At 36.6% G+C, this 25,344-nt stretch carries 23 protein-coding genes; 13 read left to right on the top strand and 10 right to left on the bottom strand.

The genetic code is table 11. The annotated features are described in order from the left end of the window. Positions 1-7: 7 nt before the first annotated feature. From WNY79_RS14775 to WNY79_RS14760, 4 genes are all read left to right on the top strand, one after another. A complete protein-coding gene (locus WNY79_RS14775) occupies positions 8-1,174 on the top strand; it encodes a hypothetical protein (RefSeq protein WP_342876237.1) in 1,167 nt (388 codons plus the stop codon). Continuing rightward, positions 1,171-4,056, top strand: a complete 2,886-nt coding sequence (locus WNY79_RS14770; protein ID WP_342876236.1) for a hybrid sensor histidine kinase/response regulator — start codon at positions 1,171-1,173, stop codon at positions 4,054-4,056. The genes WNY79_RS14775 and WNY79_RS14770 overlap by 4 nt, the downstream gene beginning before the upstream one ends. Positions 4,057-4,059: 3 nt before the next feature. After that, complete coding sequence (locus WNY79_RS14765) at positions 4,060-4,485, top strand: response regulator (RefSeq protein ID WP_076925984.1); 426 nt, start codon at positions 4,060-4,062, stop codon at positions 4,483-4,485. 447 nt (positions 4,486-4,932) lie between these two features. Continuing rightward, entirely contained in the window at positions 4,933-5,757 is an 825-nt protein-coding gene (locus WNY79_RS14760) for an alpha/beta hydrolase (protein WP_170070910.1), read from the top strand. 433 nt (positions 5,758-6,190) lie between these two features. Here WNY79_RS14760 and WNY79_RS14755 read toward each other — a convergent pair whose 3' ends face one another. The 6 genes from WNY79_RS14755 to WNY79_RS14730 all read right to left on the bottom strand — a co-directional run bounded on the left by WNY79_RS14755 (position 6,191) and on the right by WNY79_RS14730 (position 13,048). Then, positions 6,191-7,150, bottom strand: a complete 960-nt coding sequence (locus tag WNY79_RS14755; RefSeq protein ID WP_342876235.1) for a sugar-binding transcriptional regulator — start codon at positions 7,148-7,150, stop codon at positions 6,191-6,193. Between the two features lie 248 nt (positions 7,151-7,398). Continuing rightward, a complete protein-coding gene (locus WNY79_RS14750) occupies positions 7,399-8,400 on the bottom strand; it encodes an ABC transporter ATP-binding protein (protein WP_342876234.1) in 1,002 nt (333 codons plus the stop codon). A 10-nt stretch (positions 8,401-8,410) separates the two neighbouring features. After that, the gene (locus WNY79_RS14745; protein WP_002960878.1) at positions 8,411-9,241 is read right to left on the bottom strand and encodes a carbohydrate ABC transporter permease; all 831 of its coding nucleotides are present in this window, start codon (positions 9,239-9,241) and stop codon (positions 8,411-8,413) included. Positions 9,242-9,243: 2 nt separating this feature from the next. Next, entirely contained in the window at positions 9,244-10,116 is an 873-nt protein-coding gene (locus WNY79_RS14740; protein WP_002960879.1) for a sugar ABC transporter permease, read from the bottom strand. A gap of 146 nt (positions 10,117-10,262) precedes the next feature. Further along, a complete protein-coding gene (locus tag WNY79_RS14735; protein ID WP_197184326.1) occupies positions 10,263-11,567 on the bottom strand; it encodes a sugar ABC transporter substrate-binding protein in 1,305 nt (434 codons plus the stop codon). Positions 11,568-11,719: 152 nt separating this feature from the next. Beyond that, positions 11,720-13,048 carry a hypothetical protein gene (locus tag WNY79_RS14730; protein ID WP_342876233.1) on the bottom strand — a complete coding sequence of 443 codons (1,329 nt, stop codon included), beginning with the start codon at positions 13,046-13,048 and terminating at the stop codon, positions 11,720-11,722. A 529-nt stretch (positions 13,049-13,577) separates the two neighbouring features. Here WNY79_RS14730 and WNY79_RS14725 point away from each other — a divergent pair. Genes WNY79_RS14725 through WNY79_RS14705 form a run of 5 tightly spaced genes read left to right on the top strand, consistent with a single transcriptional unit; the run spans position 13,578 to position 19,174 of the window. Then, on the top strand, positions 13,578-13,961 hold the full coding sequence (locus WNY79_RS14725) for a response regulator (protein WP_096793086.1): 384 nt from the start codon (positions 13,578-13,580) through the stop codon (positions 13,959-13,961). A 13-nt stretch (positions 13,962-13,974) separates the two neighbouring features. Then, on the top strand, positions 13,975-14,880 hold the full coding sequence (locus WNY79_RS14720) for a MoxR family ATPase (RefSeq protein ID WP_197186193.1): 906 nt from the start codon (positions 13,975-13,977) through the stop codon (positions 14,878-14,880). Positions 14,881-14,886: 6 nt separating this feature from the next. Beyond that, complete coding sequence (locus tag WNY79_RS14715) at positions 14,887-15,873, top strand: DUF58 domain-containing protein (protein WP_342876232.1); 987 nt, start codon at positions 14,887-14,889, stop codon at positions 15,871-15,873. Beyond that, positions 15,873-17,843 (top strand): DUF3488 and transglutaminase-like domain-containing protein, encoded by a 1,971-nt coding sequence (locus WNY79_RS14710; RefSeq protein WP_342876231.1) that lies wholly within the window; start codon positions 15,873-15,875, stop codon positions 17,841-17,843. Before WNY79_RS14715 ends, WNY79_RS14710 begins: the two co-directional genes overlap by 1 nt. Before the next feature lie 8 nt (positions 17,844-17,851). Beyond that, a complete protein-coding gene (locus WNY79_RS14705; RefSeq protein ID WP_342876230.1) occupies positions 17,852-19,174 on the top strand; it encodes a Na+/H+ antiporter family protein in 1,323 nt (440 codons plus the stop codon). Between the two features lie 485 nt (positions 19,175-19,659). On the opposite strand, the gene WNY79_RS14700 is transcribed toward WNY79_RS14705, so the two are convergent. The 3 genes from WNY79_RS14700 to WNY79_RS14690 are packed head-to-tail and all read right to left on the bottom strand — an operon-like array spanning position 19,660 to position 21,765. Next, positions 19,660-20,091 (bottom strand): acyl-CoA thioesterase, encoded by a 432-nt coding sequence (locus tag WNY79_RS14700; RefSeq protein WP_342876229.1) that lies wholly within the window; start codon positions 20,089-20,091, stop codon positions 19,660-19,662. 5 nt (positions 20,092-20,096) lie between these two features. After that, positions 20,097-20,915 carry a M23 family metallopeptidase gene (locus tag WNY79_RS14695; protein WP_342876228.1) on the bottom strand — a complete coding sequence of 273 codons (819 nt, stop codon included), beginning with the start codon at positions 20,913-20,915 and terminating at the stop codon, positions 20,097-20,099. After that, positions 20,908-21,765: a 6-carboxytetrahydropterin synthase gene (locus WNY79_RS14690; RefSeq protein WP_342876227.1), complete on the bottom strand. Its 858-nt coding sequence runs from the start codon at positions 21,763-21,765 to the stop codon at positions 20,908-20,910. The genes WNY79_RS14695 and WNY79_RS14690 overlap by 8 nt, the downstream gene beginning before the upstream one ends. Positions 21,766-21,968: 203 nt before the next feature. On the opposite strand from WNY79_RS14690, the gene fabA reads away from it, so the two are divergent. Beyond that, the gene (gene fabA / locus WNY79_RS14685) at positions 21,969-22,484 is read left to right on the top strand and encodes a bifunctional 3-hydroxydecanoyl-ACP dehydratase/trans-2-decenoyl-ACP isomerase (RefSeq protein WP_007582756.1); all 516 of its coding nucleotides are present in this window, start codon (positions 21,969-21,971) and stop codon (positions 22,482-22,484) included. Positions 22,485-22,551: 67 nt separating this feature from the next. Here fabA and rmf read toward each other — a convergent pair whose 3' ends face one another. Further along, positions 22,552-22,722, bottom strand: a complete 171-nt coding sequence (rmf, locus tag WNY79_RS14680) for a ribosome modulation factor (protein WP_002960897.1) — start codon at positions 22,720-22,722, stop codon at positions 22,552-22,554. A 399-nt stretch (positions 22,723-23,121) separates the two neighbouring features. On the opposite strand from rmf, the gene WNY79_RS14675 reads away from it, so the two are divergent. The 3 genes from WNY79_RS14675 (at position 23,122) to WNY79_RS14665 (ending at position 25,288) form a co-directional block, all read left to right on the top strand. Beyond that, a complete protein-coding gene (locus tag WNY79_RS14675; RefSeq protein ID WP_342876226.1) occupies positions 23,122-23,757 on the top strand; it encodes a TetR/AcrR family transcriptional regulator in 636 nt (211 codons plus the stop codon). A 49-nt stretch (positions 23,758-23,806) separates the two neighbouring features. After that, positions 23,807-24,799: an MDR family oxidoreductase gene (locus WNY79_RS14670; RefSeq protein WP_342876225.1), complete on the top strand. Its 993-nt coding sequence runs from the start codon at positions 23,807-23,809 to the stop codon at positions 24,797-24,799. A gap of 72 nt (positions 24,800-24,871) precedes the next feature. After that, entirely contained in the window at positions 24,872-25,288 is a 417-nt protein-coding gene (locus tag WNY79_RS14665; RefSeq protein WP_024599091.1) for a VF530 family protein, read from the top strand. Positions 25,289-25,344 lie beyond the last annotated feature (56 nt).

Genomic DNA, 25,344 nt, shown 5'->3' with positions numbered 1-25,344 from the left:
GCCTGATATGAAAAAGCATTATCAACGAGGGTACATACTTACTATTGAGCTTATATTAATTATAACAATTTTAATTATTGGCTCAATTGGCGGGGTTATTTTAGTAAGGGATGCCCTTATTAAGCGCCATCAAACTAAGGTAGATAATCAAATTACTGTAGTAGACGCTAATAATAGACCACTCGGTATTGCAGTAAGTTTTGATGAACACCAAGCACCACTCATTTTTTATACAGACCGTGGAGCAAACAACACGTACAGGGCATTAATAGGCATACGAGATGATAGGTTTACCTCGCGAGAAGCTGTTTATTACGATGCACCAAACTGCCAAGGTAACCCATGTTTAAAAGGCTTAAGCGACGAAGCAAGCGACAGCCAAGGTGTGAGCAAGTTAAATAATACCGGTAATGTAAGTTATATAAATGCGCTGCAGCAAGGTCCAAATTACGCAATAGGGCAGTTAGGTAATACCGTTATTGGTCAGTTATTAAGAAGTACGCCACAACAATGCCCTGCTAATAGTGAACAAATTCTATCTCGTTATGTATCGCAAAAAGTAGTAACAGGTTCACCTTGTGAAAGCTTTGAAATAGATAAACAACCGGCCGATAGCAGTTGTTTAGTTGGGGTAACAGCTTTAGGTAATCCACTTTTAGGTACAAGCGACCAAGGTTTATCGCAATCGTGTGATACATGCCAAGCAGGATACGAATCGCAAGGTGACATACTTGATTTATATTTACCCCAAGTAGAACCACTTTTAAATACAGCCCTTAATGCGCTGTCATTAGTTGGTATAGGCACAAATGTTGATATAGAGCTTGGCACAATATGCTGTCCAGAAGGTACACGCTTAGAAGAAGATGAAAACATTGTAGAAACGCTTGTTTTTACTGTTTTAAAAACAACGTTTGAGCTGGTCGGAATCGACTTAGTCAACAACCTGATTATAAGCGAAACACTAAGCTTAATAGGGATTGAGCCAGGCGTTACATACTGTAAAACATCACTGAATTTAGTTAATGCAGAACAAGTAATTAATATCACCACCGGTGAACCTGCGCTTAGTAGCTTAACGCCACCATTTAAAGTTTTACTGCCAGTACACAGCGGTCAAAACAGTACAACGTGGATACATACTCCCCCCAAAGGGGAAGGAGAACGTCAATGAACGCCTCAAATATATTTACCTCACCTGATAATTTAGTAGATGCAAATACTGATGAAATATCAACAGAAATTAAAGAAACGCTAACACTACTAAAACAGTTTTATGATGTTCCAATTGTTAAATTTATAGATTTTAGAGACATTTATTCTGAGCAGTTAATAACTTGCAACGATAAAGAAAACGTTGAAAATGAGTTACTAAGCTATCAGCAACGCTGCACACAAGAAAAACTATATTTGTTTGAAGATACCTTTTTTGACGATGTATCAAACAACACTCAAAAATTAATTCGTTTTTATGCACAATATCCAATTTATAGTGCCACTAATAAAATAATCGGCGTAATGCTGATGGCCGATTTAGCACCTAAAACATTAATAGGTTCACAAAAAGATCAGTTTATTTCATTTTCTCAATTATTACAGACTCAGTTAAATAAAAATTCAGATTCAATAAGTAATCAAAATACTAAGCCTTCAAAAAAAAATAATGGAGAAAAGTATATTCATGTATTTAGTTTAGCGCCTGTCGCTTTTTTAATTGCATTAGTATTATGCTCATTCACTGCATTACTGCTTTATACAGTAGAAAAAAAAGAGTTACAAAATAATTATAATCAACAAATCCAGCAATTACGTAAAACATTATTTAATGCATTAGAGCGATTTGATAATCAAGGATTGTATATATCGCAAAAAGATTTAGTTATTGCAGGTTTTTTACAAAGTCAAAATAACTATACAAAAGAACAGCTTAATGATTTAGTGCAGAGCCAAGTTTCACAAAGCTTAACCTACAAAGGGTATGTTGTTTTTGATTCTGAGTATAACCAGCTTGCACTATGGTCAAAAAATAATTTTGATTTAGCCGCGTATGGGTTTACAAACTGGTTAGAAAAATTTAATAAAAGAGCGAACAAACAAGCAGTAGAAGTATTTACGGTTGCAGATACAGCCTTCTTAATTTCTGAAATAAAAATAAAAATAAAACAAGGCTCTATTTATACACTTACTGCTTTTGATTTAAGTAAGTTTTTAAAAGCCGTTATCGGAAAATTAAATACTGAAAATTATAACGTTTTTATAGCAACACCACAGTTTACTTTAGGAAAACAAGGGGAAGTTAACCCGAGTATAATTAAAAATAGTATTAGCGCTTTAAGTAGTCGTTTTCCACCTACATGGCGCTTGCATGTCCAACCTATGAATAAAATAGTACGACCACAAATAACTAAATATAGCCTAATTAGATTGGGGTTAATCTCTTTTTGTGTATTTGCGTTTGTGTATTATTTTTTACGTTTGCCAAGACGTTTACACAACGAAATAAAACAAAAAAATCAGTTAATACTCAATAGAGAAGAGCTTTTTTCAAGTTCTCTTGATGCACTGCCGCATGGGTTTGCTATTTTTAATAGCCACGAATTTCCTGTGATTACCAACAATGCATTTAACCTTTTATTTTCACAAGTGAATAAACAAAACAGTCAGCTATCGTATAGCCAGCTAATAAGTATTGCGCAGCAGAATAATATTATAAATCACTACCATGAACATCATAAGCTTGATGATGATCGTAACCAATTAATAGATATAGGTTTTACCGACGGGAAGTGGATAACTGTATTACAAAGACATACAGATTTTAATGGTTTCGTTTGCTACTTTAGAGATGATACAGAGGCACATCAAAAAGAATGTTTACTCGCTGATGTTCTTGAAAAATCAAAACAGACAAATCAATTAAAAGAAAAATTTGTTACAAGGCTTAGCCGTCAGTTAAAAACGCCTTTATCATCTTTAAAGTCATTAGTTGAAATATCTAAAGATCCAATAAGCTTTAACGAATTTAAAAACAATGTGGGGAATATTTCTGATGCATGCGATCAGCTCGAAAGTGTAATTCAACAACTCGTAAATATAAATAAATCGGAAATAGATAAGTTAAAACTACAGGCCAAAAACGTTAACCTGAATCATATGATCAATAATAATATTTCGATTTTAACTAAAGAAGCTGAAAACAAAAAAATAATTCTTAAAAATAATATTACGCCTGAGTTAACCGTAGTAAGCGATGAAAAGTTAATTTCTCAATTGGTTATTCAGTTAGTGACAGAGGTTTTGGATTCATCAAATAATACAACGCTATCTATTAACGCTCAGATTAAAAATGAAAGTAATCGTAATTACTTACACCTAGACTTTTCATTAAGCAATTTAATCGACAGTAGTTACTTTATAACTGAGCTTAAAAGTATATCGGGTGATGATATAGCACGCTTTATAGATGATAAAGACGTGTCATTAGAGTTAAAGTTTTTTATCTCAATATTTAAAATGTTAGGTGGTAAAGCGATAACTGCAAGTAGTAACGCGAATAAATCAACGATAACGCTTTCTATGCTGGTAAACAAAGTAACGAAGCAAGATAAAGACAATGTGCAAAAAGTACCAAGTAGCTCATTAAATACTGATTTAGTAAAAGCGAGTTTAGTGACTAAAAATCACCAAAACACGCTACTACTTGTTGATGACGATCCACTTGTAGAAATTGTGATTAGGGCAATGCTAAAAGATCAGAATATCATAATAGATTACGCATGCAGTGCGATAGAGGCTATGTTGATGGTTTCGCAAAATAGTTACGACATTATTCTAATGGATATAGTAATGCCAGAATTGTCGGGAACTGACGCTATGTTAAAAATTAAAAAACACAGTGATAATTCTAAAACTAAAATAATTGCGCATACATCGACACCCGATACAGAATCTAAATATGTAAATCAGGGCTTTGATGACATGTTATTAAAGCCAGTGAAACAAGGTGTTTTAATAAACCAAATAACACGTATTTTAAAAAATAAGCCGCTGGGGTAATAAATGAAAAACATTAATGAAAATATGGCAGAAGTTATCGAGTTTAAAGTAACGCCAATAAATAAAACTAAACGACTACTTTTAGTGGATGATGACTTACTAATAGAAATAGTAATAAGAAAAATGCTTAATGAAGAAAATATTTTAATAGATTTCGCATCAAGTGCTATAGAGGCGCTATTGATGGTTTCTCAAAATATTTACGATATTATTTTAATGGATATAGTAATGCCGCAATTTACAGGCACTGATGCAATGCTAAAAATCAGGAAGCATGCTGACGCATCAGCAACAAAAATTATAGCTCATACATTTAGTGAAAACGAAAATAGTGATAATAAGTACGTGAAGCTTGGGTTTAATGGTCTTTTGTTAAAGCCAGTTAAGCAAAGCGTATTAATTGAAAATATTAGAACTTTCTTGGAATGATAAATAGAAACAGTAGGGCGGTTAACTATTTTTATTTATAGCTTATTAAAAAATCAAATTATAATTTTTTAAAGCACTAATATTTATTTAGTACTTTTGTGTATATGAACCTTTAATTTATTTAAATTTGTAAAAATCCTTTAATAAGAATAATTACTTCAAATTATTACAAACTACGCTTTTGTAATTGTTGCATGTATACGAGTCATCGTTTCACACTTTTTAAAGCGGTTTAATAATCTCAATTATTAAACGCTGTAATATTATAAAGTTAGTAAATTTATTTAGTCTAGAGCCCACGTATCACAAGGGTTTAACTTTTAAAACATTAATATTTTTTAATAACTAATAGGTACTCATCTTGGGATGGAATTTGCTTTATAAGGTTATATTCTAATTTTATAGTTTATTAAACATTATAATTTTTAAAGTTAACGAGGCAAAATTATGAGCAAAACACAGTACGTTACAGTAGAAGGTCATCAAATTGCTTATCAAGAAATGGGACAAGGCACACCTTTATTATTAATACATGGCATACCAACCAACAAATTTTTATGGCGAAATGTGATGCCCAAACTCGCATCAGAACATCGAGTAATAGCGCCTGATTTACTAAACTTTGGTGAATCAGATATGCCAATTAACACCGATGTATCTATAAATGCGCAATGTAGAATAATGTGTAAGTTTATGGAAGAACTCGGTATTTCTAAAGTTAATATTGCTGCACATGATATTGGTGGTGGTGTTGCTCAATTAATGGCGGTAAATCATCCTGATAAAGTAAACGGATTAGTTTTAATAGATAGTGTATGTTTTGATTCTTGGCCAATACCAGAATTTGAACCTTTGCTAGAACCTGGTGTAGAAGAAAAGACAAGTGTAGCTGAATTTGTTGATACATTAAGAGATTTCATGCCTAAAGGTGTATACGATTCTAGCGTAATGACTGAAGAGTTAATGGAAATATACTTAAAACCATGGAGCAACGAGCAAGGAAAAGCCGCTTTATTTAGTAACATGCGCAGACTCAATAAAGAATATACACAAGCTATTGCAGGCGATCTTAAAAGCTTACCTCATGAAGCACTCATATTATGGGGTGAAGAAGACAAATTTCAAAAGCCAAAATATGCGCCAATGTTAGAAGAAGCAATTCCAAATTCATCATTGGTTTGGATAGATAAAGCCGCACATTGGGTTGTTGATGAGTATCCAGATAAAGTATCTGAGCTTATTAGTGAATTTATGAATGATAAAAAATTCTAAAGTCTCAGCAAGTACATCAGTAGGATAGTTAAAAAGCCATTAAATTCAACATCTTGAATTTTACTGGATGAAATATCTACTAGGAAGTTATTGTTAATACCGCTTGGATATATTAATAACCAAGCGGTATTTTTATATGTTCAAGAAGCTAATAGCGTAAATGGGAAAAACATTAACTATTAAGATAAGTAGGTTAATGCTTATTAAATAGTCAAAATATCGCGTTTATACGTTAATTAATGAAGGTGAGTAACTTGGTTATGTATTTATTTATGCTATTTAACATAATATAAATTATAGGTAGTTAATGTATGTATAAGAAGAGCGCTTAAATGCGCCCTTGCTATGTCCAATACTAGACGGTATCGGACATTAAGTGCTTTTATTACAATAACTGGTATTACTAATACGGATACTTTATTTACCAAATTGTTTAATCAACACTTAGTAAACGATCAGCTGTATATTCGTTAGTAATTAATCCACTGATCATGTTTGACCTTACTGCGCCCAAAATGGCAAACACTTTTTCTTCACCAGCAGCTATCGCATAAATCTGTTTGTTAGCATTTGTTTTTAATGGCGTACTTGCTACGCGCTGATTAACTGTGCAATCTAAAAGCTTACCGTTTTTATCAAACACCCAACTAATCATTTCACCAACGGCACCAAGATCTTGCAACTCTTTAAGTTCTTGCGCATCAATAAAACCATCTATATGTAATGGCGACTTTTCACCTAAGCTACCAATACCCACAAATGTTACATCGGCATCTTTAGCGAGTTTTAAATTACCGGTAATATTTTGTTGTGCATGTAACTGTTCTTTTTCTTCAATACTTCTTGGTAAAACTGGTAATGGCATTGGGTAATGTTTTGCATTGGTGTGTTCGGCCATTCTTACTACAACATCATAAGGTGAAGCCGATCCATCTAAAGCCATATTACCTAGCATTGCTACAATTTTATGTTGCGGACAATCAACGGTTCTAAGCTCATCGACACATGCACGTAAAACTCGACCGGTTCCCATAGCAAGTACTTTGGGTTGTTCTGATTTTAAATGGCGTTCTATTTCTGCCGCGCCAGCTTGAGCCAAACCTAATGTAGATGATGGTTCAGACGGATCGCTCGGTACAACTTCACACGAATCTAACCCAAAACGGCTTTTTAATTTTTCGGCCAAATCCATACATTTAGCAATCGGGTGGTCAAGTCTAACTTTAATTAATCCTTGGCTAACAGATAATGCGACCATTCTTTGTGCAGATTGACGCGATATATTTAGCTTTTTAGCAATTTCATCTTGTGTGTTACCGCCAACATAATATAACCACCCTGCTCTGGCTGCATCATCTAGCTTTCTAATTTCTGTATTTGATAGCTTTACCACGTAAACCTCTTAAAATAGAAGGAAAACCAAGTCCTTATTTTCATTACATAATTTTAATTATATGTGCTGCTATATAAATTATTTTATTAATTTTGGAGCATCTATTTATCAATAACGTTTTTGTTATTTATAATTGTAAATATACCATCCCTTAATAAAAAATACCTAGGTTTCATAGGATTATGTAATTAGAATTTAGTTAATAGCACCCTTATAAAGGTGCTATTTAAGGTAATTAAAAATAGGCTTTAGCGAATTGTTAAACCGTTATTATCAAACTTTAATACTTTATCAGCCGGTGCGCTTAGGTAAATACTGTCGCCATATTTTAATGGGCAATCACCGTCTGCTTTTACTGTTACGGTACCTTTGCCTTCAATATTTATATGTAAAAAGCTCTCCGAACCTAAACGCTCAATTACACCTACGGTTCCAGCCCAAGTACCTTGCTCAGTAGAGAGTGTTATATGCTCTGGTCGTATACCAATACAGCTAACATTCGCATCTTCATTTGGTGGAGCATCTATAAAATTCATTTTTGGGGAGCCAATAAAACCGGCTACAAATTTGTTTACAGGGTTTTTATAAAGCTCTAAAGGTGTGCCTACTTGCTCAATAATACCGGCATTAAATACCGCGATTCTATCTGCCATTGTCATGGCTTCAACCTGATCGTGCGTAACATAAATCATTGTTGTAGCTAAACTTTTATGTAGCTCAGATATTTCTAGGCGCATATTTACACGCAATGATGCATCAAGATTTGACAGTGGCTCATCAAACAAAAATGCCGAAGGCTGACGTACAATTGCGCGCCCTATCGCTACTCGCTGGCGCTGACCGCCCGACAATTGTCCTGGCTTTCGATCTAAATAATCGGTCAAATTAAGAATTTTAGCAGCGTTAGCAATTTTACTCTCAATTTCAGCAGGGCTTACCTTGGCTCTTTTTAAAGGAAAAGCAATATTATTACGCACGGTCATATGCGGGTATAACGCATAGGACTGAAACACCATTGCCAAGCCTCTTTTTGCCGGCGGTGTTTTTGTGGCATCTATACCATCAATTTCTATATTCCCACTGGTGGTATCTTCAAGACCTGCGATCATACGAAGTAATGTAGATTTACCACAGCCCGATGGCCCAACAAAAACGATGAACTCACCGTCTTTAATTTCTAAGTCGAGCGGTTTAATTACGTTAACTTCATCAAAGTTTTTAGTGACTTGTTTTAGTGTGATGCTGCCCATGTGTATTCTCCTATTTTACCGCGCCGAAACTTAATCCACGCACTAATTGTTTTTGACTAAACCAACCAAGTATTAAAATTGGCACAATGGCCATGGCAGATGCTGCCGATAACTTAGCGTAAAATAACCCCTCAGGGCTTGAGTAACTGGCAATAAATGCCGTTAAAGGTGCAGCATTTGCAGCGGTTAAAATAAGTGTCCAAAACGCTTCGTTCCACGACAAAATAACATTGAGTAATAGCGTTGAGGCTATACCCGGTAAGGCTATTGGCAATAAAACATGGAATATTTCTTCACCAATTGTTGCGCCATCCATACGAGAAGCTTCAAGTATTTCGTTTGGTATTTCTCTAAAGTAGGTGTAAAGCATCCATACCATTATTGGTAAGTTAATGAGTGTCATTACAATAACCAAACCTAATTTTGTATCGAGTAATGCAAAGTCGCGAAACAGTAAATAGATAGGAATAAGTACGCCTACTGGTGGTAACATTTTGGTTGAAAGCATCCACATTAATAAGTGCTTTGTTTTTTTAGTTTGCACAAACGCCATAGACCACGCAGCAGGTACCGCAATTAATAACCCCAGTAAACTTGAACCTAGTGATATAACTACAGAGTTCCAAAAATGGTTAAAGTATGGCGAGCGCGACAGTACATCGCGGTAATTTTCGAGCGTCCAATCAAACGCATATAAGCTTGGGCTTGCTGAAATTGCTTCGGCTTCCGTTTTAAAACTGGTGATTAACGTCCATAAAATTGGAAAGAAAATCATGCCGCTTATTGTCCATGCAGCAATGGTATAAATTAGTTTGGAACGACGGCTATCTTTTATAGTCATAATTAACCCTCCAAGTTTTTGCCAATTAAGCGCATTAAAAATATAGCGACTATATTTGCAATAATAACTGCAACTATGCCCCCTGCCGAACCGCCGCCTACATCAAACTGAAGTAGCGATTGCGTATAAATTAAGTACGTTATATTGGTTGACGAATAACCAGGACCGCCACTGGTTGTAACTAATATTTCAGCAAAAATTGACAGTAAAAATATAGTTTCGATTAATATAACCGCAGTTACAGCGCGCGATAAGTGCGGTAAAACGATGTAAAAGAACTTACTAAATGGGCCAGCTCCGTCTAAATCAGCCGCTTCTAATTGTTCACGGTCGAGTGATTGTATTGCTGTTAGCAGTATTAAAGCTGCAAACGGTAACCACTGCCAAGACACAATTATGATGATTGAAAATAGCGGCATTTGAGCAAAAAAGTCGATAGGTTCAAAGCCAAGCCAAATAGCAAAGTGTGCAAATAAGCCATTAACTGGGTTCATTAGCATGTTTTTCCATACCAATGCCGACACAGTTGGCATTACAAAAAATGGGGCTAGTACCATAATGCGAACGTAATTTCGCCCCCATATTGCTTGGTCTAGTAAAATAGCTAAGCCAATACCACCACAAATAGTGATAAGTAAAACCCCAGTTACTAGGTAGAGCGTGTTAAAAAATGATTCAAAAAAAGCCGGATCAGTTAGGAAAAATTCATAGTTTAAAAAGCCTACAAACTCTTTATCCCCTGGAACGAGTAAGTTGTAATCAATAAAAGAAAAATACAGTGTCATACACAGCGGAACTATCATCCAAGCAAGTAATAAAATTACACTTGGAAGAAGCATAAACCGAGCAAGCGTGCGCGAGTTAGTTGTTGCCATAAAGGTGACCTTAAAAAAGCCAATTCTATTTACTTGTTAACTATCAAGTGAAAATCAGAAACCCTTGATAGCGTTTATAACTAACAAGTAAATAGAATTGACATAAAATATTGGGTAAGTTTGAGTACTTACCCGCCCATTACATGTTATTTAGGATAGCGAGCTTTACGCATTGTTCGCTCAACGAGGTGCTGAGACGTACTAAGCGCTTGCTTAACGGTCATTTGGCCAGTTAATGCTGCTGAGAATTGTTGCCCAACAGCTGTACCAATTCCTTGAAACTCAGGAATAGCTACAAACTGAATACCTACATAAGGCACCGGTTTAACGGTTGGATTTTTAGGATCTGCAGATTGGATAGAATCTAAGGTAATTTGCGCAAACGGTGCTGCGTCCATGTACTTTTGATTACTGTAAAGTGATTTACGTGTACCTGGCGGTACTTTTGCCCAACCTTTTTTGTCAGCTACAAGTTGAGTGTATTCTTTTGATGTCGCCCAGCTAATAAATTTCATTGCGGCATCTGGTTTTTTGCTGCTTGCCGGTACGGCTAAAGTCCAAGACCATAACCAGTTACCGCGTTTACCTAGGCCATTATCTGGCGCAAGTGCAAACCCTACTTTATCGGCAACTTCCGAGTCTTTTTTATTAGTAACAAATGCGCCTGCAACGGTTGCATCAATCCAAATACCACATTTTCCGGTTTGGAATAGTGCAAGATTTTCGTTAAACCCGTTTGCAGATGAACCAGCAGGTCCCGACTCTTTCATTACATCGACATAATACTGAAGGGTATTTTCCCACTCTGGGGTATTAAACTGTGGCTTCCAATTCTCATCAAACCAACGAGCACCAAACGAATTAGCCATTGATGTAATAAGCGCAACGTTTTCGCCCCAACCTGCTTTACCACGTAAACAAAGGCCGTAAACACCTTCTTTTTTATCTGTCATCGCTTTAGCAGCTTTGCGTATAAAGTCCCATGTTGGGGCTTTAGGCATTGTCAGCCCCGCTTTATCCATTAAATCGGTGCGGTACATAACCATTGAGCTTTCGCCATAAAATGGGGCAGCATAAAGTTTGTCGTTAATCGTCAAACCGCTTCGGATTGCTGGGATTAAATCGTCTAAATCGTAATTTTCACCTAAATTATTTAACTCTTTTAACCAATTTTGTTTGCCCCAAATTGGTACTTCATAAGTACCTATGGTCATCACATCGTATTGGCCGCCTTTTGTTGCTACATCGGTAGTGACACGTTGGCGAAGAATGTTTTCTTCTAGGGTGACCCATTTTAGATCTATATCAGGGTTTTGGCTGGTAAAGTCATTGCTTAATTCTTTCATGGTGATCATGTCACCGTTGTTAACAGTCGCTATTGTAATTGTTTCTTTTGCCGCAGCGCCCATGCTTATGAAGCCACACGCGAGCATAATTAATTTATTTTTCATCGGGTATTCCCCATACACGTTATGTTTTAACAAGTGCTATTAAATTTTAATCTATTGCCAATTCTATTTATGGCAGTTTTAAAACATAAAACTGCCCGCAAAGTCCCTTTTTAGGTTCTTTGTACAAATAGTTAGACTAGTCGGTTAACGACTTAAAATTTAACAGAGATCTCAGAAGTGAAGCCGTCAAATCCTTTACCGATTTGGCCGCCCGAATTAACACCTTCTTCTTGGTTAACATACTCAACTTTTAAAAGCGTTTTATCGTTAAACCAGTAACCTGCAGCTACTTGAATACGCTCTACTGTGTTGTCTGTTTGTTCAATTAAGTCGGAAGTGTTTTCGGCTTCTGCATAACGAGCCGCTACATATAGTTTTTTAGGGATTAAATATTGTTGTGCTTCAAACACGAAGTACTCAACCGATGAGTCACCTTCTATTACACTGTTTGAATCAAAAGTAGTGCCGCTTTCATCAGCTATGCCATTAGTACCAAAGTAGGTAATACCGGCAACTGCATTACCAGCTGCATCTGCGAACGTATAATCATCAGATGATTTACCAATCATAAAAATTAAGCTAGTTTCGTCAGATGGTTGATAAGCTAAATTTAACTGGATAATTGATTGCTCAAGGCCAGGCATGGCGCCAACATGTGTGTCACGCTCGTTTGAAGGTGACGCTGAGAAATTGTAGTTTTCACCATCGCCGAAGCGATAGTTTGTTGTGGTTACACCATCAAGGCTGGCTACACCATTTTCAAAACGTAACTGGTCGCCTTGATTCGCTTTTAATAAATTTAAGCCTGCTTTAAAACCACCTTCAAATTCTAGAGTACCTTGAAGTCGGTAATTGTAACCTCTGTCTTCTTGAAACGCTTCACCGAAACTAGAAGTCGTAATGTGACCTGTAACATTATAAGCACGTACGACACCACTATCGAAAGTTTCGCTGTAACTTAACTGTGCGCCGTTTTCTGCGGTTGCGTAATCGGTAATACCATTACCAATAAGTGCATTACTTTGGTTATCTGCGCCGTCTTGAAAACCTTTAAATTGAAAAGGTGAGCCACCAATGTTACCTAAACGCAGTGTTAAATTAGCGTTTTCTTTTGGTGTGCCATAAAGACCTAGTAAATCAAACTCAACACCTGCGAAATCGTTGTGAAATGAAAAGTCACGATCTTCGCCACCAAAGTCATTAGGCTCTTCTGCAATATCTATATCGGCAGTGATGAACTCGTTAATATGAAATTTAAGCATTAGATTAGCTCTAATACGGCCAAAACCTGATTCTTGTTCTTCATCTTCTGGACGAAATGCGCCGTCTTTAGCTTGAATTGACTGAAAGTTTTGCATTAGTAAAAAGTCTACGTCAACGCGATCTAAATATTCAGAAATATCAGCCTGTGCTGGTGCTGATGTAGCCATAGCTGCCACTATGAGAGAAATTGCAAATTTAGTCTTTTTATTATTCAACATAATAAGCTCTTTATTTAGTGTGGTGTGTGATGCCAACTTTATTAAATTACATATGCATTTAATGAAATTGGTATTAATTCAGTGTGTATAGATGAGGCTATTTGAGCAAAACATTAAACAGTTAATGAAGTTGCACTTGTGAGCATAAGCCCATCTGATGAGCATAATCACAGAATGAATTTGGAAGGTCAACGATTTTTTATTACAAAACGTTTACAAAAAATCGAATTTATATGTAAATATTTTTGAATCAATAAGTTAAGTAGCAAATTTGTTACATCAAACTTTGAGGAAATAAGGTGTTGGGTTAACGAATTTATTGTAGATGCGTCATTATTGTTCAATACAATTAATGTATATATAAGTTAGTAGAAGATATAAAAGCAGGTAATCCTTTAAAAATAGGCTGTTGGGCAAACCTATAAACAGTTTATTTATTAGTGTTTTTTAAGTAACGTTCTTGAGCTTATGATGGGGTTAGCTTAGTATTAAAGCACTTAGATGTATTCAAAATAGAAGTAACCTACATATGGAATTTGTTCGCCCGCTAGAGCCCATCCTCATTATTGATGACGTTAAGGAAATTCGTGATTATCTAAACCAAATTTTAACTGACTTAGGGTTTGAAGATATATTAGAAAGCGCTGATTTTAGCTCTGCTAAACCTATTATGGACAATAAACCGCCAGGCGTAATATTTGTAGATGTCGATTTACCTGACTCTAACGGTGAAGAGATATTGGAATACATTAATAGTGCTTACCCACACACTCATGTTGTTATGTGTTCGGGCCACAATAGTCTCGAAAACGTACAAAACACGTGGGAAATGGGTGCTAAAGGCTTTATTGCAAAACCCTTTAACACAAAAAAAGTCGACACTGTAATGAAGCGTCTTGAAATAATAGAATAATAATAAGGTTAGCATGCATAGTACTGTTACTGCGATTATAGAAGATCTTTCGACTGTTATATTTGGTAAACAACAGCAAATAAAACTGGCACTTACATGCTTATTTAGCGAAGGGCATTTACTCATTGAAGATTTGCCTGGTATGGGAAAAACCACTCTCTCTCATGCATTGTCAGCTGTATTAGGTTTATCGTATCAACGTATACAATTTACCAGTGATCTTCTTCCTGCTGATATTCTTGGGACTAATGTATTTAACTCTACCGAGCATAGCTTTACGTTTCATAAAGGCCCTATTTTTAGCCAAGTAGTTTTAGCAGATGAAATAAACCGCGCAGGCCCCAAAACACAAAGTGCGTTGCTTGAAGCAATGGAAGAGCAACAAGTAACAGTAGATGGAAAAAAATATACGCTGCCAAATCCATTTTTTGTTATCGCAACACAAAACCCGCTGTATCAATCGGGTACTTATCCGTTACCCGAGTCACAATTAGACCGTTTTTTAATGCGCATAAGCTTGGGGTTTCCTCCTAAAGATGCCGAAAAACGCTTAATTTTGAATATGCAAAAACGAGATTATAGCCAATTACCACAGCGTATTAACCAACAAGAGTTAGCGGCAATTCAAACCCAGATAAGCCAAATTACTTTAAGTAGTCCAGTAGTTGACTACGTTATTGAACTCGTTAATTACACACGCACAAGCAATGCGTTTGCAGCATCGTTATCACCTCGTGCCAGTATGGCTCTGGCTAAAGCGGCTAGGTCGTGGGCCTTTATTGATGGCCGTGACTTTGTAATGCCAGAGGATGTTCAAGCCGTATTTGCAAGTGTGTGTCAGCATCGATTAGGTTTACATAATGAGTCGGGTGAGGCGCAGGTAAATGATATTTTAAAAAACGTTTTAGTTCCGGTATAAGCTTTTATGCCAAAAAAAACAGCTAAGCGCCCTTCTTTATTTAAGTCATTTAAGCAAAGTGTATTTAATAAGTTATTAAAAAATAAGCATTTAAAAAACTCAATTACACTTGAACACAGAACAATTTATGTATTGCCATCATCCCTTGGTTGGTACTTTGTAATTGTGGCTATTTTAAACTTTGTAATGGGCATTAATTATCAAAATAATTTAATTTTAATAATGTCTTATCTTATGTTTGTGGTTATGATTATTGCTGTATTAATGGGCTACAGTAACGCTAAAGGCTTAACAGTTAAATTTAAAGATGCATTTAACAGCTACGCTCCTCAAAAACCGAGTATTGTATTTGAATTACAAAGTCCTACAGTTACCCAATCTATTAATTTAACATATCAAGGTAGTGAGCAAACTCACAAATATACCGACGAAGTTGATAATAAACCTCAGATACTCACTCTTTGCTTACCCTACAGCTCACGCGGTAAATACACAGTGCAACGTATTAAAATAGCGAGTAACTATCCATTTGGTTTAATAACTGTTTGGAGCTACATTCAATTACAGACAGGTGTATTTGTATACCCGTCGCTTGAACAAGTGCACAGTGATGCGCATGTTTCTATGCTAGATGAGCAAGCCGATAAAGGTATTTCTACACAATCGGGCAGCGAAGAGTTTGAGGCACTCATCCCACACTTACCGGAAATGGGCTTGCAAAGAGTGTCGTGGAAGCATTACGCAAAAACACAGCAATTGTTAGTTAAAGAGTTTGTAGACTTTAAAATAGCGAATGCGCTCTTCGATTTTACGTTAATGAATGGAGATACAGAGCAGCGCTTAAGTCAGTTATGCTTTTTAGTGTGTGAAGCAACCGAGAAAAACACCCCTTTTATGTTAAAGCTACCGAGTAAAACGATAAACACAAATACCGGACAGCAGCATAAGCAGCAATGTTTAGCGTTATTATGCTCATATAATGGTGGTGTTTAATGAGCATAATTAAAAACGAAAAAGTAATAAATTTTTCACTGTCTTTTATATATGCCTGTTTGATTGTATTTTTTATAGCGCATTTACCCCTTGTTTTTGTTGGTGTACTTGCACTTATTTGTGCATGGAACTTTTACATAACGCTGAGTAATAAACCAAAGCCAAATGCTTGGCTGGCAAACATACTCGCAGGTGTGTCACTAGTTTTAATGCTCTACACCATAGGCATGTCGAATACGGTTATTTTATTTGTGGCCATGCTGCTACTTGCTAGTTTATTTAAGCTGCTGCAGGCTAAAACCAAAAAACACTATCATGTAATTACAACGCTTACATTTTTTTCACTCTCATCTGTGTATTTATTCAACCAAAGCATTTTAACGACTTTAACTGTAAGTGGTTTATACATATTAAACTTTGCAGTACTTGGCCTACTCGAGTCCAAACATAATTTAAAAATAGCCTCTAAGCAAAGTGGTAAATTGCTACTTTTAGCGCTTCCTTTAGCTATATTTTTACTGCTTTTTTTACCCAAAATGCCCGCCTTTTGGCAACTTCCTGGACCTAAGCTTGCAAAAACAGGGCTTTCTGAACAAGTCGATCCATTCGATATCGCAAAGCTTTCAAACTCAGATGAACTTGTATTTAGAGCTAAATTTAACGAAGAAAAACCTGTAGCGCCTTATTATTGGCGAGCAATCGTCCATGATGAATTTAATGGCAATGCGTGGCTTACGTCTGACTTTTTAAAATATAATAATTTAAAAGCAAATACGCAGAGCAAAAATGATGAGCAACTTATTGCAAGCTACTCAGTTATTACAGAGCCTGCTACACAAAAGTGGCTGTATGGTTTAGCCTATTCCAGTAGTAACTCACAAAATGTTGAAGGTAATTCGCTAGGTTTATTGCGAAAAAAAAACCGACAAGCTAAAAACTTACAATACGATGTAAATAGCTTTAACTTTGCAACTTTACCGCTTGGCGAATTTGAAGAAAAACGCTACAAATACCTAACCCATAAAAAGAATATAAAAACATCATCACTTGCTAAAAACTTAAAGCAAAAAACACACTCTGACCGCGATTTTTACAATAGCTTATTGCAATACTTTACAGGTACGGGATTTACTTACACGCTAACTCCTACACCTATGAGTGGCGATAATACCATTGACCAATTTTTATTTGATAATAAACGAGGTTTTTGTGGTCATTATGCAAGCGCTGCTGCGTACATTTTTAGAACTGCAGGTATACCCGCTCGATTAGTAAGTGGTTATTTAGGTGGTGAATTAAATCAAGATAATAATACGCTAACAGTTCGCCAGTACGATGCGCATGCGTGGGTAGAAGTATATTTACAAAACGAAGGTTGGGTTATTTTTGATGCAACCGCTGTTGTAGCACCAGAGCGTTTAAATGGCTCACTTTCTCAAAACCAAGAGCTGAATGACGAATTTAAAAGTAACCTTGATTTTGGTTTAGTGAGTTTAAGTAATTTCCCCGCTATTAATTGGTTAAGGTTGGAACTTGAAAATCTCGATTATCAATGGTCTAGCTGGGTACTTGGTTTTGATGAAGAAAAACAAAATGATTTTTTAAAATCAATTTTTGGTAGTAATAATATTTGGCTTGTACCATTAATAGTTTTATTAACATCTGGTTTTTGTTTTGTCGGTTATTTTGTTTATTTAAATTTACCAAAACGCCCGGCTAAATTAGCGCCTATGGTTAAAGAATTTTATGAAGTAAAAGCATGGGCGAAAAAACAAAAAATAAATACACCCGATAATTTAACACCGAGTCAGCAGTTACATTTTTTTGCTGACAAATTCCCACGTTCTGCACAATCTATAAACACATTTAGCCAGTTATTTAACCAAGTACGCTATGGTAAAAAACCTTTTACGAAAGAGCGTAAAACTCAGGCTAAAGATCTGATAAAATTAATTAAAATTTCCAAATAGAGAATACTATGAATGCTGTTGTTATAGGCGTTATTTTAATGCTTGGGCTATCTCTGGCTCGCGTTAACGTCATTGTTGCCATGATCATAAGTGCTTTAGTTGCTGGTTTAACCGCAGGCTTGGGCATAAAAGAAAGTGTTGATGCATTTAATTCTGGCCTTTCTGCTGGAGCTGAAATTGCACTAAGTTATGCCATGCTTGGTGCGTTTGCCGTTGCTATTTCTAAGTCGGGTTTAACACGCATTCTGGCTGATAAGTTACTTGCTAAAGTAAATGCTAAAGGCAGCGGGAATGAAACATTTTTAAGTTACTTCATTTTATTAATTATTTTAGGTTGTGCGATTTCTTCTCAAAACTTAGTGCCTGTACACATAGCTTTTATTCCTATTTTAATTCCACCGTTACTCGTTGTTTTTAATCAGCTAAGGTTAGACAGGCGTGCTATAGCATGTATTTTAACATTTGGATTAGCAACCTCTTATATGGTGCTGCCTTATGGCTTTGGGGGTATTTACTTATATTCTATTTTGCATAAAAACCTGGTCGATAACGGCTTAGATATTGTAAATACACAAGTCCCTATGGCGATGATTATTCCTGCATTGGGTATGTTTATTGGATTACTTATTGCGGTATTTATTACCTACAAAAAACGCCGTGAATACACAGAGTTCCCATTAACAACTCAGAGTAAATCTGCTGATGTCGAAAAGCCTAAAAAAGTAATGATTGTAGGACTTTGCGCTGTGTTAGCCTCACTTGTTGCACAAAACCTAAGTGGCTCAATGATTTTAGGTGGTCTAGTAGGTGTAATGATATTTAGTGTATTTGGTGTAGTTAAGTGGGAAGAAAACGGCGACGTATTTAGTAAAGGCATTGCGATGATGGCGATGATTGGTTTTATTATGATATCGGCACAAGGCTTTGCATCGGTTATGCAAGCTACCGGCGATGTAGCGAGCTTAGTACACAGTGGAGCCGCCCTTTTTGATGGCAATAAACCCCTTGCTGCGGGTGTTATTTTGTTAGTTGGTTTATTAATTACAATGGGAATTGGTAGTTCGTTTTCAACAGTGCCTATTATTGCAACGTTGTTTGTACCTCTATGTTTAGACCTTGGCTTTTCTGTTATGGCTACCGCTGCACTTGTTGGTACTGCGGGCGCTTTAGGTGATGCCGGATCTCCTGCTTCAGACTCAACGCTTGGCCCAACCTCAGGTTTAAATGCCGATGGTCAGCACGACCATATTAGAGACTCTGTTATTCCAACGTTTATTCACTTTAACATTCCGCTGCTGATATTTGGCTGGATTGCAGCAATGGTGCTTTAATACCAACCTGCATAAATCTTTGATCAATTTAACGAATTAAATTGCACTATAACGTCGTTAAAAGTTTTTTATTTACGACTGCATGGATGCATGGATGCATGGATGCAGGAGGTAGAGCAATGCAGGGATCAATTGCCGAGAACAACTAGATATAAAAACTTTTGCCTAGCGTAATTTTCTTAACGTTAAATAGACCCCATATATAAGCAGATTGGTATAAGTAGTATTCTGTAAGTATTAAAACATTTAATTAAAAGCTAAATGTAACTAAAAAGGTATGTTTAAAGCATGCCTTTTTTGGTTCTAACAATTCTCAGCCTTATCAATTGGCCCCCTATTTTGATTACTTTATTAGTAAATATTAATTGAGCTGTTGAGATTGCATTTAATAAACATACAGTATGATGTGTTCTTTATGGGTTTTTATATAAGCACCTACTAAGGTGCTTATATAACTTTACTCTATCTTGTATTTAAAGCTTTAATTAGTCAAAACCATGAATCATTTTATCGCATACTACCGGTGTTGGTCTGTGGTTATCATCAACTGCAACAAACGTAAAGCTACCACTAATAGCTGAGTGCTTATCGTCTCTGTGCATAGTTTCTAAGAGTATATCTACATCAACTTTTAAGCTTGTGTTACCTACATGCACTACTTTAGCTATTAACTCTGCAAACGTACCTGCTGGTATCGCTTCTTTAAAATCAACTCTATCAGAGGATATGGTAACCAAAGGCTTACGACAAAAACGAGTCGCCGCTATAAATGCAACTTCATCCATCCACGCCAGTGCATCACCACCAAATAATGTATTGTGATGATTGGTGCGCCCTGGAAACACTGTTTTAGTTACCGATGTGGTTGAGTCTTCAATACGCTGAGCAATTATTGCATCGCGATTTACGTCAGTCATAATCTCTACTTTTTGTTTGCTAATGTATCTTGCATTAGTAATGCAGGATCAAGGCGTTCGCCTTTCCAGTTAAAACGCCAATCTAGGTGAGGACCCGTTACACGCCCTGTTGCACCAATTTCAGCCACTTTGTTACCTTGCTCAATTTTATCACCCACTTTTACATCAAGCTTACTTAAGTGAATGTAAGTTGAGGTAATACCATGACCATGATCAATAATTAATGTACCGCCTGAGTAATATAAATCAGGTTCAGCATATACCACCTTACCACTAATAGGAGCATAAACAGGAGAGCCTGTTTTATTAGCGATGTCTAAGCCAAAGTGTGGCCGACGAGGCTCGCCATTAAAATAACGTTGGCTGCCATACACACCCGATATACGCCCTTCTGCAGGCTTTAACACAGGGTCTAAAAAGTACAGTAAATCAGAGTCAACTTCTCTCGCTTTACGAACAGCAACAGCTTCGCGGCTTATACGTGCACTGACTTCTTTTGGCGGAGATACATACTTTTTAGCTACACCAGTAATTTTATCAATTTTGTACTCGCGCTTAGTAATAGCTATCGATTGTGAATGCGATTTACCATTGTTATCTACCCATTTTAAAGTATGAGTAGTATCAGCGTCACGACCAAAACCAAATACAAAATCACCATTTGGCGAAAGCTTTAAGCTTTTGCCATCTAAACTTACTGATTTAGCGTTTTCTAGCTTACCTGTAACTAAACCGCCTTGTGTTAAATGCCCTTTTAACTCAAGCGCCATAGCACTAAAGCTAGCAGAAGCGACAAGCGCTGTTGCTATAAGTGTTTTAAACATAACTAATCGATCCTTTTCCAACCCCTTCATAAGCGGTAACTTTTACTGCTTTTTCTGGGTATTGGGCTTTAATTTGGCTAGCTACATGTTCAGCAATACATTCTACAGTGGTGTCTACTGGTAAAATGTCGCAACGAGACTCGCTTATAGCCATTTCAAAATAGCCTTGTGCCGATGTGTAAGCAAAACATACATCATCCGCTTTGGCTGTTAGGTGTTTTAAATCAGGTGCGTTAATTTGATCTTCACTAGTGGCTAAGTAAATATCTTCCCACTTTTGAGACCATTCTTTTTGCAAGCGCGGCATAGAGATGCCATCTAGGCTAATACCAATTTGAGAACGATGCCCATGAATAATACGCTGGCAGTTACCGTCATGCTTTTTAAGGCCATGGCTGTAATGATAGTAAAAGCTTTGGCTGTGCTCAGGCTTAAGAGACAACTCAATTTTTTCTATGTTATCTGGTAGCTTTGGTAAAATAGTCGCAATTAAAAATTCAGTTACCGATTCAACAGTGACTTCGTTTGCGTTAATAATGCAATAAGCTTGATGAGGAGCACTCATAGCCAAGTGGTTGTTTTCACCAAATGTACAGTCGAGTGTTTTATGCTCGTCAAATTCAGATACAGTGCCATTAAGGCCCGTAGGAATTGCTAATCGGTGATCAATACACTCATCTATAATGCCTTTAATTTGCTTTTTAACTAAACCAAAGTCTAAAACCATAGACTCTTCGTTAAGTTTACCGTGCAAAGTTAAATCAACAATCCAGCTCTCGCCAACGGCGCCGCGTTTGTTACATAAGTAAGAAAAATCAATCACAGTTAGTGAGTTAACAAAAAGGATCATAAACTTCCTTTAGACTGGTTATAAGACAGTGCCAATTATAATGATTTCTGATTGTAATTGCGCGGTTTTATAGTGCAAAAACCAATCGCGCTGATTGATTGGTGATTTAATATGCAATATTTTGATTTTTTAACTGCTCCGAGTTGTTTAGCGTACAAGTGTACGCTAAAGTACTTGGCAATTTCTAAGCGAAGATAAGTGTTATGGAACCTAAAAATAGCTATACAAAAGAAGATTTGATCCTTTGCGGTCAAGGTGAAATGTTTGGTGAAGGCAACTGCCGTTTACCAAGTGACAACATGTTAATGATGGACCGCATTACCTCTATTACCGCTGATGGCGGAATTCATGGTAAAGGCGAGATTGTTGCTGAGCTTGATATTGACCCTAGCCTTTGGTTTTTCGATTGCCATTTTAAAGGCGACCCAGTAATGCCAGGTTGTTTAGGCTTAGATGCTATGTGGCAACTAGTTGGTTTTTACTTAGGTTGGTCTGGTGGCCCTGGTCTTGGCCGCGCGCTAGGTGTGGGTGAAGTTAAATTTACTGGCCAAATTTTACCAACTAATAAAAAAGTAACTTACCGCCTTGTAATGAAACGCGTAATTAAACGTAAATTGTTTATGGGCGTTGCTGACGGCACTGTAGAAGTAGATGGCCGAGTAATCTACGAAGCAAAAGATTTAAAAGTGGGCTTGTTCCAAGACACTAGCGCATTTTAATTTTTAAATGCACAAACAAAAAGGCCTCCAATGTGGAGGCCTTTTTGCTTAAATTCGATTATTGATTTTAGGTTTTGTACATGTTGCGGTTTTCAATCGCTTCACGCCAACCTCCTAACCACTCTGATTTTGGATCTACTTGTTGATAAGGGCATAGCTCTTTTGAGCGGCCTGCTAAACCTGCTTTAAAACCTTGAGAATGAGCTCTTTCTAAACGATCTCTTTTCTGTCTCTTCATCGGTAATATCCTCACCTTTTTATTTATATATTGTGTAGCATTAGTGAAATCTACATTTAATGAATAGTTAATAAAAATGTAAAATTCAAATCGTAAAAGCAATTAAATTGTTTGACTTTAACTAAGCTGCTGATGCAAAAATGAATTAACATTTAAAAAAGTAAGTGGTCATACAACATTTAATTTGACCGGTTTTATGCTAAATAAAATGCGACTCAATAATCGCTAAAATGTACTTAAGTACATAAATTACGACCTGAGTAATTTAACTAAGTTCCAAGCAAAAATGTAATCGTGACACTTTTATTTCAGTTATTATTACTCGCCTAATTTAAACTATTTTTAAACAATTTAAATTTACACTTGATTATTTAAAGTCGATCGGTCTAATATATACCTATGAACAAAAATACATCAATACCAATACGCCGTGGTCGCCCACCTAAAATAGCCAGAGAGAACGCCGATACAAAAGCGTTACTTATTCGCACGGGCCTAGAAACACTAACCGAATTTGGTTTTAGCGCCACAGGCCTCGATACTATTTTAAAAAAAGCCGCTGTACCTAAAGGCTCTTTTTATCATTACTTTAAAAGTAAAGAAGCCTACGGTATTGCGTTAGTTGATGCATACGACAATTATTTTATTGCCAAGCTTACCTATTACTTACAGCAAGAAGATGTTCCCCCACTGGAGCGAATCGTTAATTTTACCCAAAGCGCAATTAAGGGGATGAAAAAATACGATTACAAACGTGGCTGCTTAGTCGGTAACTTAAACCAAGAGCTTAATCATTTAAGTGAAGAGTTTAAAACCAGATTAATGCAAAGCTACACCGCTTGGCAAAACCATGTAGAAGTTTGCTTAAACCAAGCTAAGCAGCAAGGCACTATTGCAAGCCATGTAAACACAAAATTAATGAGTGAGTACTTTTGGATTGGTTGGGAAGGTGCTGTTATGCGCGCCAAGCTCACTAAATCAAATACCCCACTTACTTTGTATACAGAAATGTTTTTACGCGCATTATTAACCTAATGCGTTTTTATTTACCAATTAAAAGACGATCGGTCTAAAAGGATATCCCATGAGTAACCCAATTAAAGCCATTGTTATTAATAAAGAAGATAATAACTATAGCGCTTCATTATCTACTATCGAACATAGTGATTTACCAAACGAAAACGTATCTATCGACGTGCTATACAGCACACTTAACTATAAAGATGGCTTAGCAATCACAGGCAAAGGCCCCGTTGTACGTAGTTTTCCTATGGTGCCAGGTATTGATTTAGTAGGTACGGTTACAAATTCCACCAGCGATGAATTTAAAAGCGGTGATAACGTAATATTAAATGGCTTTGGTGTAGGCGAAAAACATTGGGGTGGGCTTGCTCAAAAAGCGGCACTTAATAGCGATTGGCTAATCCCCTTGCCTGCTGGTATTTCACCAAAACAAGCCATGCAAATTGGTACAGCCGGTTATACCGCCATGCTAAGTGTTATAGCGCTTGAAAAACAGGGTATTACGCCTGAATCTGGTGAAATACTGGTAACGGGTGCTAATGGTGGCGTAGGCAGCTTTGCTATTTATTTATTAAATCAACTTGGGTTTAACGTAACAGCAGCAACGGGCCGATTAGATCAAAGTGAGTATTTAAAAGAGTTAGGCGCTAAACACGTAATTGACAGAAATGAGCTTTCAAACCCAGGTAAGCCCCTTCAAAAAGAGCGCTTTGCTGGGGCAATAGACTCTGTAGGGAGCCATACACTTGCCAATATTTGTGCATCATTAAAATATGGTGGCGTAGTAACCGCCTGCGGACTTGCACAAGGTATGGATTTACCAGGGTCAGTTGCGCCATTCATATTACGTGGCATATCGTTAATGGGGATTGATAGCGTAATGCGCACTAAAGTCGACAGAATCGAAGCATGGGAGCGTTTAGCTAAATTAGTAAGCGCTGATTATTTAGATAAAATCTCTACTGAAATATCACTCGAACACGTAATTGATAACGCAGAGCAACTTATGGAAGGTAAAATTCGTGGTCGTGTTGTAGTTAATTGCCAAAGTTAAGATATTTACTCTGTTAAAGCCTCGTTATTAAATTTATAATGCAATTTGTATTTTAATAACGAGGCAACACCTATGAGCAACCAAGAACTTTTCAGTAATAACCCACTGCAAGGCGTAAAATTAGAACAAGTGGTTGAAGAGCTGGTTGAACAATATGGGTGGGAACTCCTACACGCTTATTTACAACTTAACTGCTTTAAAAACAATCCTGATATAAAATCCGCAGTTAAATTTTTACGTAAAACACAATGGGCACAAGAAAAAGTAGATAACTTTTACCTTTATCGTCTTAAAAACTTACCTAAGCCTGATGATGTTCAATACGAATTGCCGCCACGAGATCGTGTGATTCCAGCTGATCATAAACCTGGTGAGCCATGTGAACTTAGCTTTGTTGACGCTAAACGCATTATAGAAAAGAAAGAATCAAAGCAACGTGCTCGCGATCGCAAACAGCGTTCGAACTCGAGTAACCCTTGGGGTAACTAAAAACTTACTAATTTAAGGTCAAAGAGCTATTTATAAGTAGCTCTTCGACTATCTTC

Origin of the sequence: Pseudoalteromonas sp. AS84 (assembly GCF_038900255.1) — a bacterium.
In the GTDB taxonomy this organism is placed as follows: domain Bacteria; phylum Pseudomonadota; class Gammaproteobacteria; order Enterobacterales; family Alteromonadaceae; genus Pseudoalteromonas.
The sequence above is the reverse complement of the archived record's forward strand: the minus strand, read 5'-3'. Positions and strand labels throughout refer to the sequence as shown.

What these genes read in the sequence shown, in the direction of transcription:
- WNY79_RS14775 (WP_342876237.1), top strand. Translation starts at nt 8, where the DNA reads ATGAAAAAGCATTATCAACGAGGGTACATACTTACTATTGAGCTTATA.
- WNY79_RS14770 (WP_342876236.1), top strand. Translation starts at nt 1,171, where the DNA reads ATGAACGCCTCAAATATATTTACCTCACCTGATAATTTAGTAGATGCA.
- WNY79_RS14765 (WP_076925984.1), top strand. Translation starts at nt 4,060, where the DNA reads ATGAAAAACATTAATGAAAATATGGCAGAAGTTATCGAGTTTAAAGTA.
- WNY79_RS14760 (WP_170070910.1), top strand. Translation starts at nt 4,933, where the DNA reads ATGAGCAAAACACAGTACGTTACAGTAGAAGGTCATCAAATTGCTTAT.
- WNY79_RS14750 (WP_342876234.1), bottom strand. Translation starts at nt 8,400, where the DNA reads ATGGGCAGCATCACACTAAAACAAGTCACTAAAAACTTTGATGAAGTT.
- WNY79_RS14745 (WP_002960878.1), bottom strand. Translation starts at nt 9,241, where the DNA reads ATGACTATAAAAGATAGCCGTCGTTCCAAACTAATTTATACCATTGCT.
- WNY79_RS14740 (WP_002960879.1), bottom strand. Translation starts at nt 10,116, where the DNA reads ATGGCAACAACTAACTCGCGCACGCTTGCTCGGTTTATGCTTCTTCCA.
- WNY79_RS14735 (WP_197184326.1), bottom strand. Translation starts at nt 11,567, where the DNA reads ATGAAAAATAAATTAATTATGCTCGCGTGTGGCTTCATAAGCATGGGC.
- WNY79_RS14730 (WP_342876233.1), bottom strand. Translation starts at nt 13,048, where the DNA reads ATGTTGAATAATAAAAAGACTAAATTTGCAATTTCTCTCATAGTGGCA.
- WNY79_RS14725 (WP_096793086.1), top strand. Translation starts at nt 13,578, where the DNA reads ATGGAATTTGTTCGCCCGCTAGAGCCCATCCTCATTATTGATGACGTT.
- WNY79_RS14720 (WP_197186193.1), top strand. Translation starts at nt 13,975, where the DNA reads ATGCATAGTACTGTTACTGCGATTATAGAAGATCTTTCGACTGTTATA.
- WNY79_RS14715 (WP_342876232.1), top strand. Translation starts at nt 14,887, where the DNA reads ATGCCAAAAAAAACAGCTAAGCGCCCTTCTTTATTTAAGTCATTTAAG.
- WNY79_RS14710 (WP_342876231.1), top strand. Translation starts at nt 15,873, where the DNA reads ATGAGCATAATTAAAAACGAAAAAGTAATAAATTTTTCACTGTCTTTT.
- WNY79_RS14705 (WP_342876230.1), top strand. Translation starts at nt 17,852, where the DNA reads ATGAATGCTGTTGTTATAGGCGTTATTTTAATGCTTGGGCTATCTCTG.
- WNY79_RS14700 (WP_342876229.1), bottom strand. Translation starts at nt 20,091, where the DNA reads ATGACTGACGTAAATCGCGATGCAATAATTGCTCAGCGTATTGAAGAC.
- WNY79_RS14695 (WP_342876228.1), bottom strand. Translation starts at nt 20,915, where the DNA reads ATGTTTAAAACACTTATAGCAACAGCGCTTGTCGCTTCTGCTAGCTTT.
- WNY79_RS14690 (WP_342876227.1), bottom strand. Translation starts at nt 21,765, where the DNA reads ATGATCCTTTTTGTTAACTCACTAACTGTGATTGATTTTTCTTACTTA.
- fabA (WP_007582756.1), top strand. Translation starts at nt 21,969, where the DNA reads ATGGAACCTAAAAATAGCTATACAAAAGAAGATTTGATCCTTTGCGGT.
- rmf (WP_002960897.1), bottom strand. Translation starts at nt 22,722, where the DNA reads ATGAAGAGACAGAAAAGAGATCGTTTAGAAAGAGCTCATTCTCAAGGT.
- WNY79_RS14675 (WP_342876226.1), top strand. Translation starts at nt 23,122, where the DNA reads ATGAACAAAAATACATCAATACCAATACGCCGTGGTCGCCCACCTAAA.
- WNY79_RS14670 (WP_342876225.1), top strand. Translation starts at nt 23,807, where the DNA reads ATGAGTAACCCAATTAAAGCCATTGTTATTAATAAAGAAGATAATAAC.
- WNY79_RS14665 (WP_024599091.1), top strand. Translation starts at nt 24,872, where the DNA reads ATGAGCAACCAAGAACTTTTCAGTAATAACCCACTGCAAGGCGTAAAA.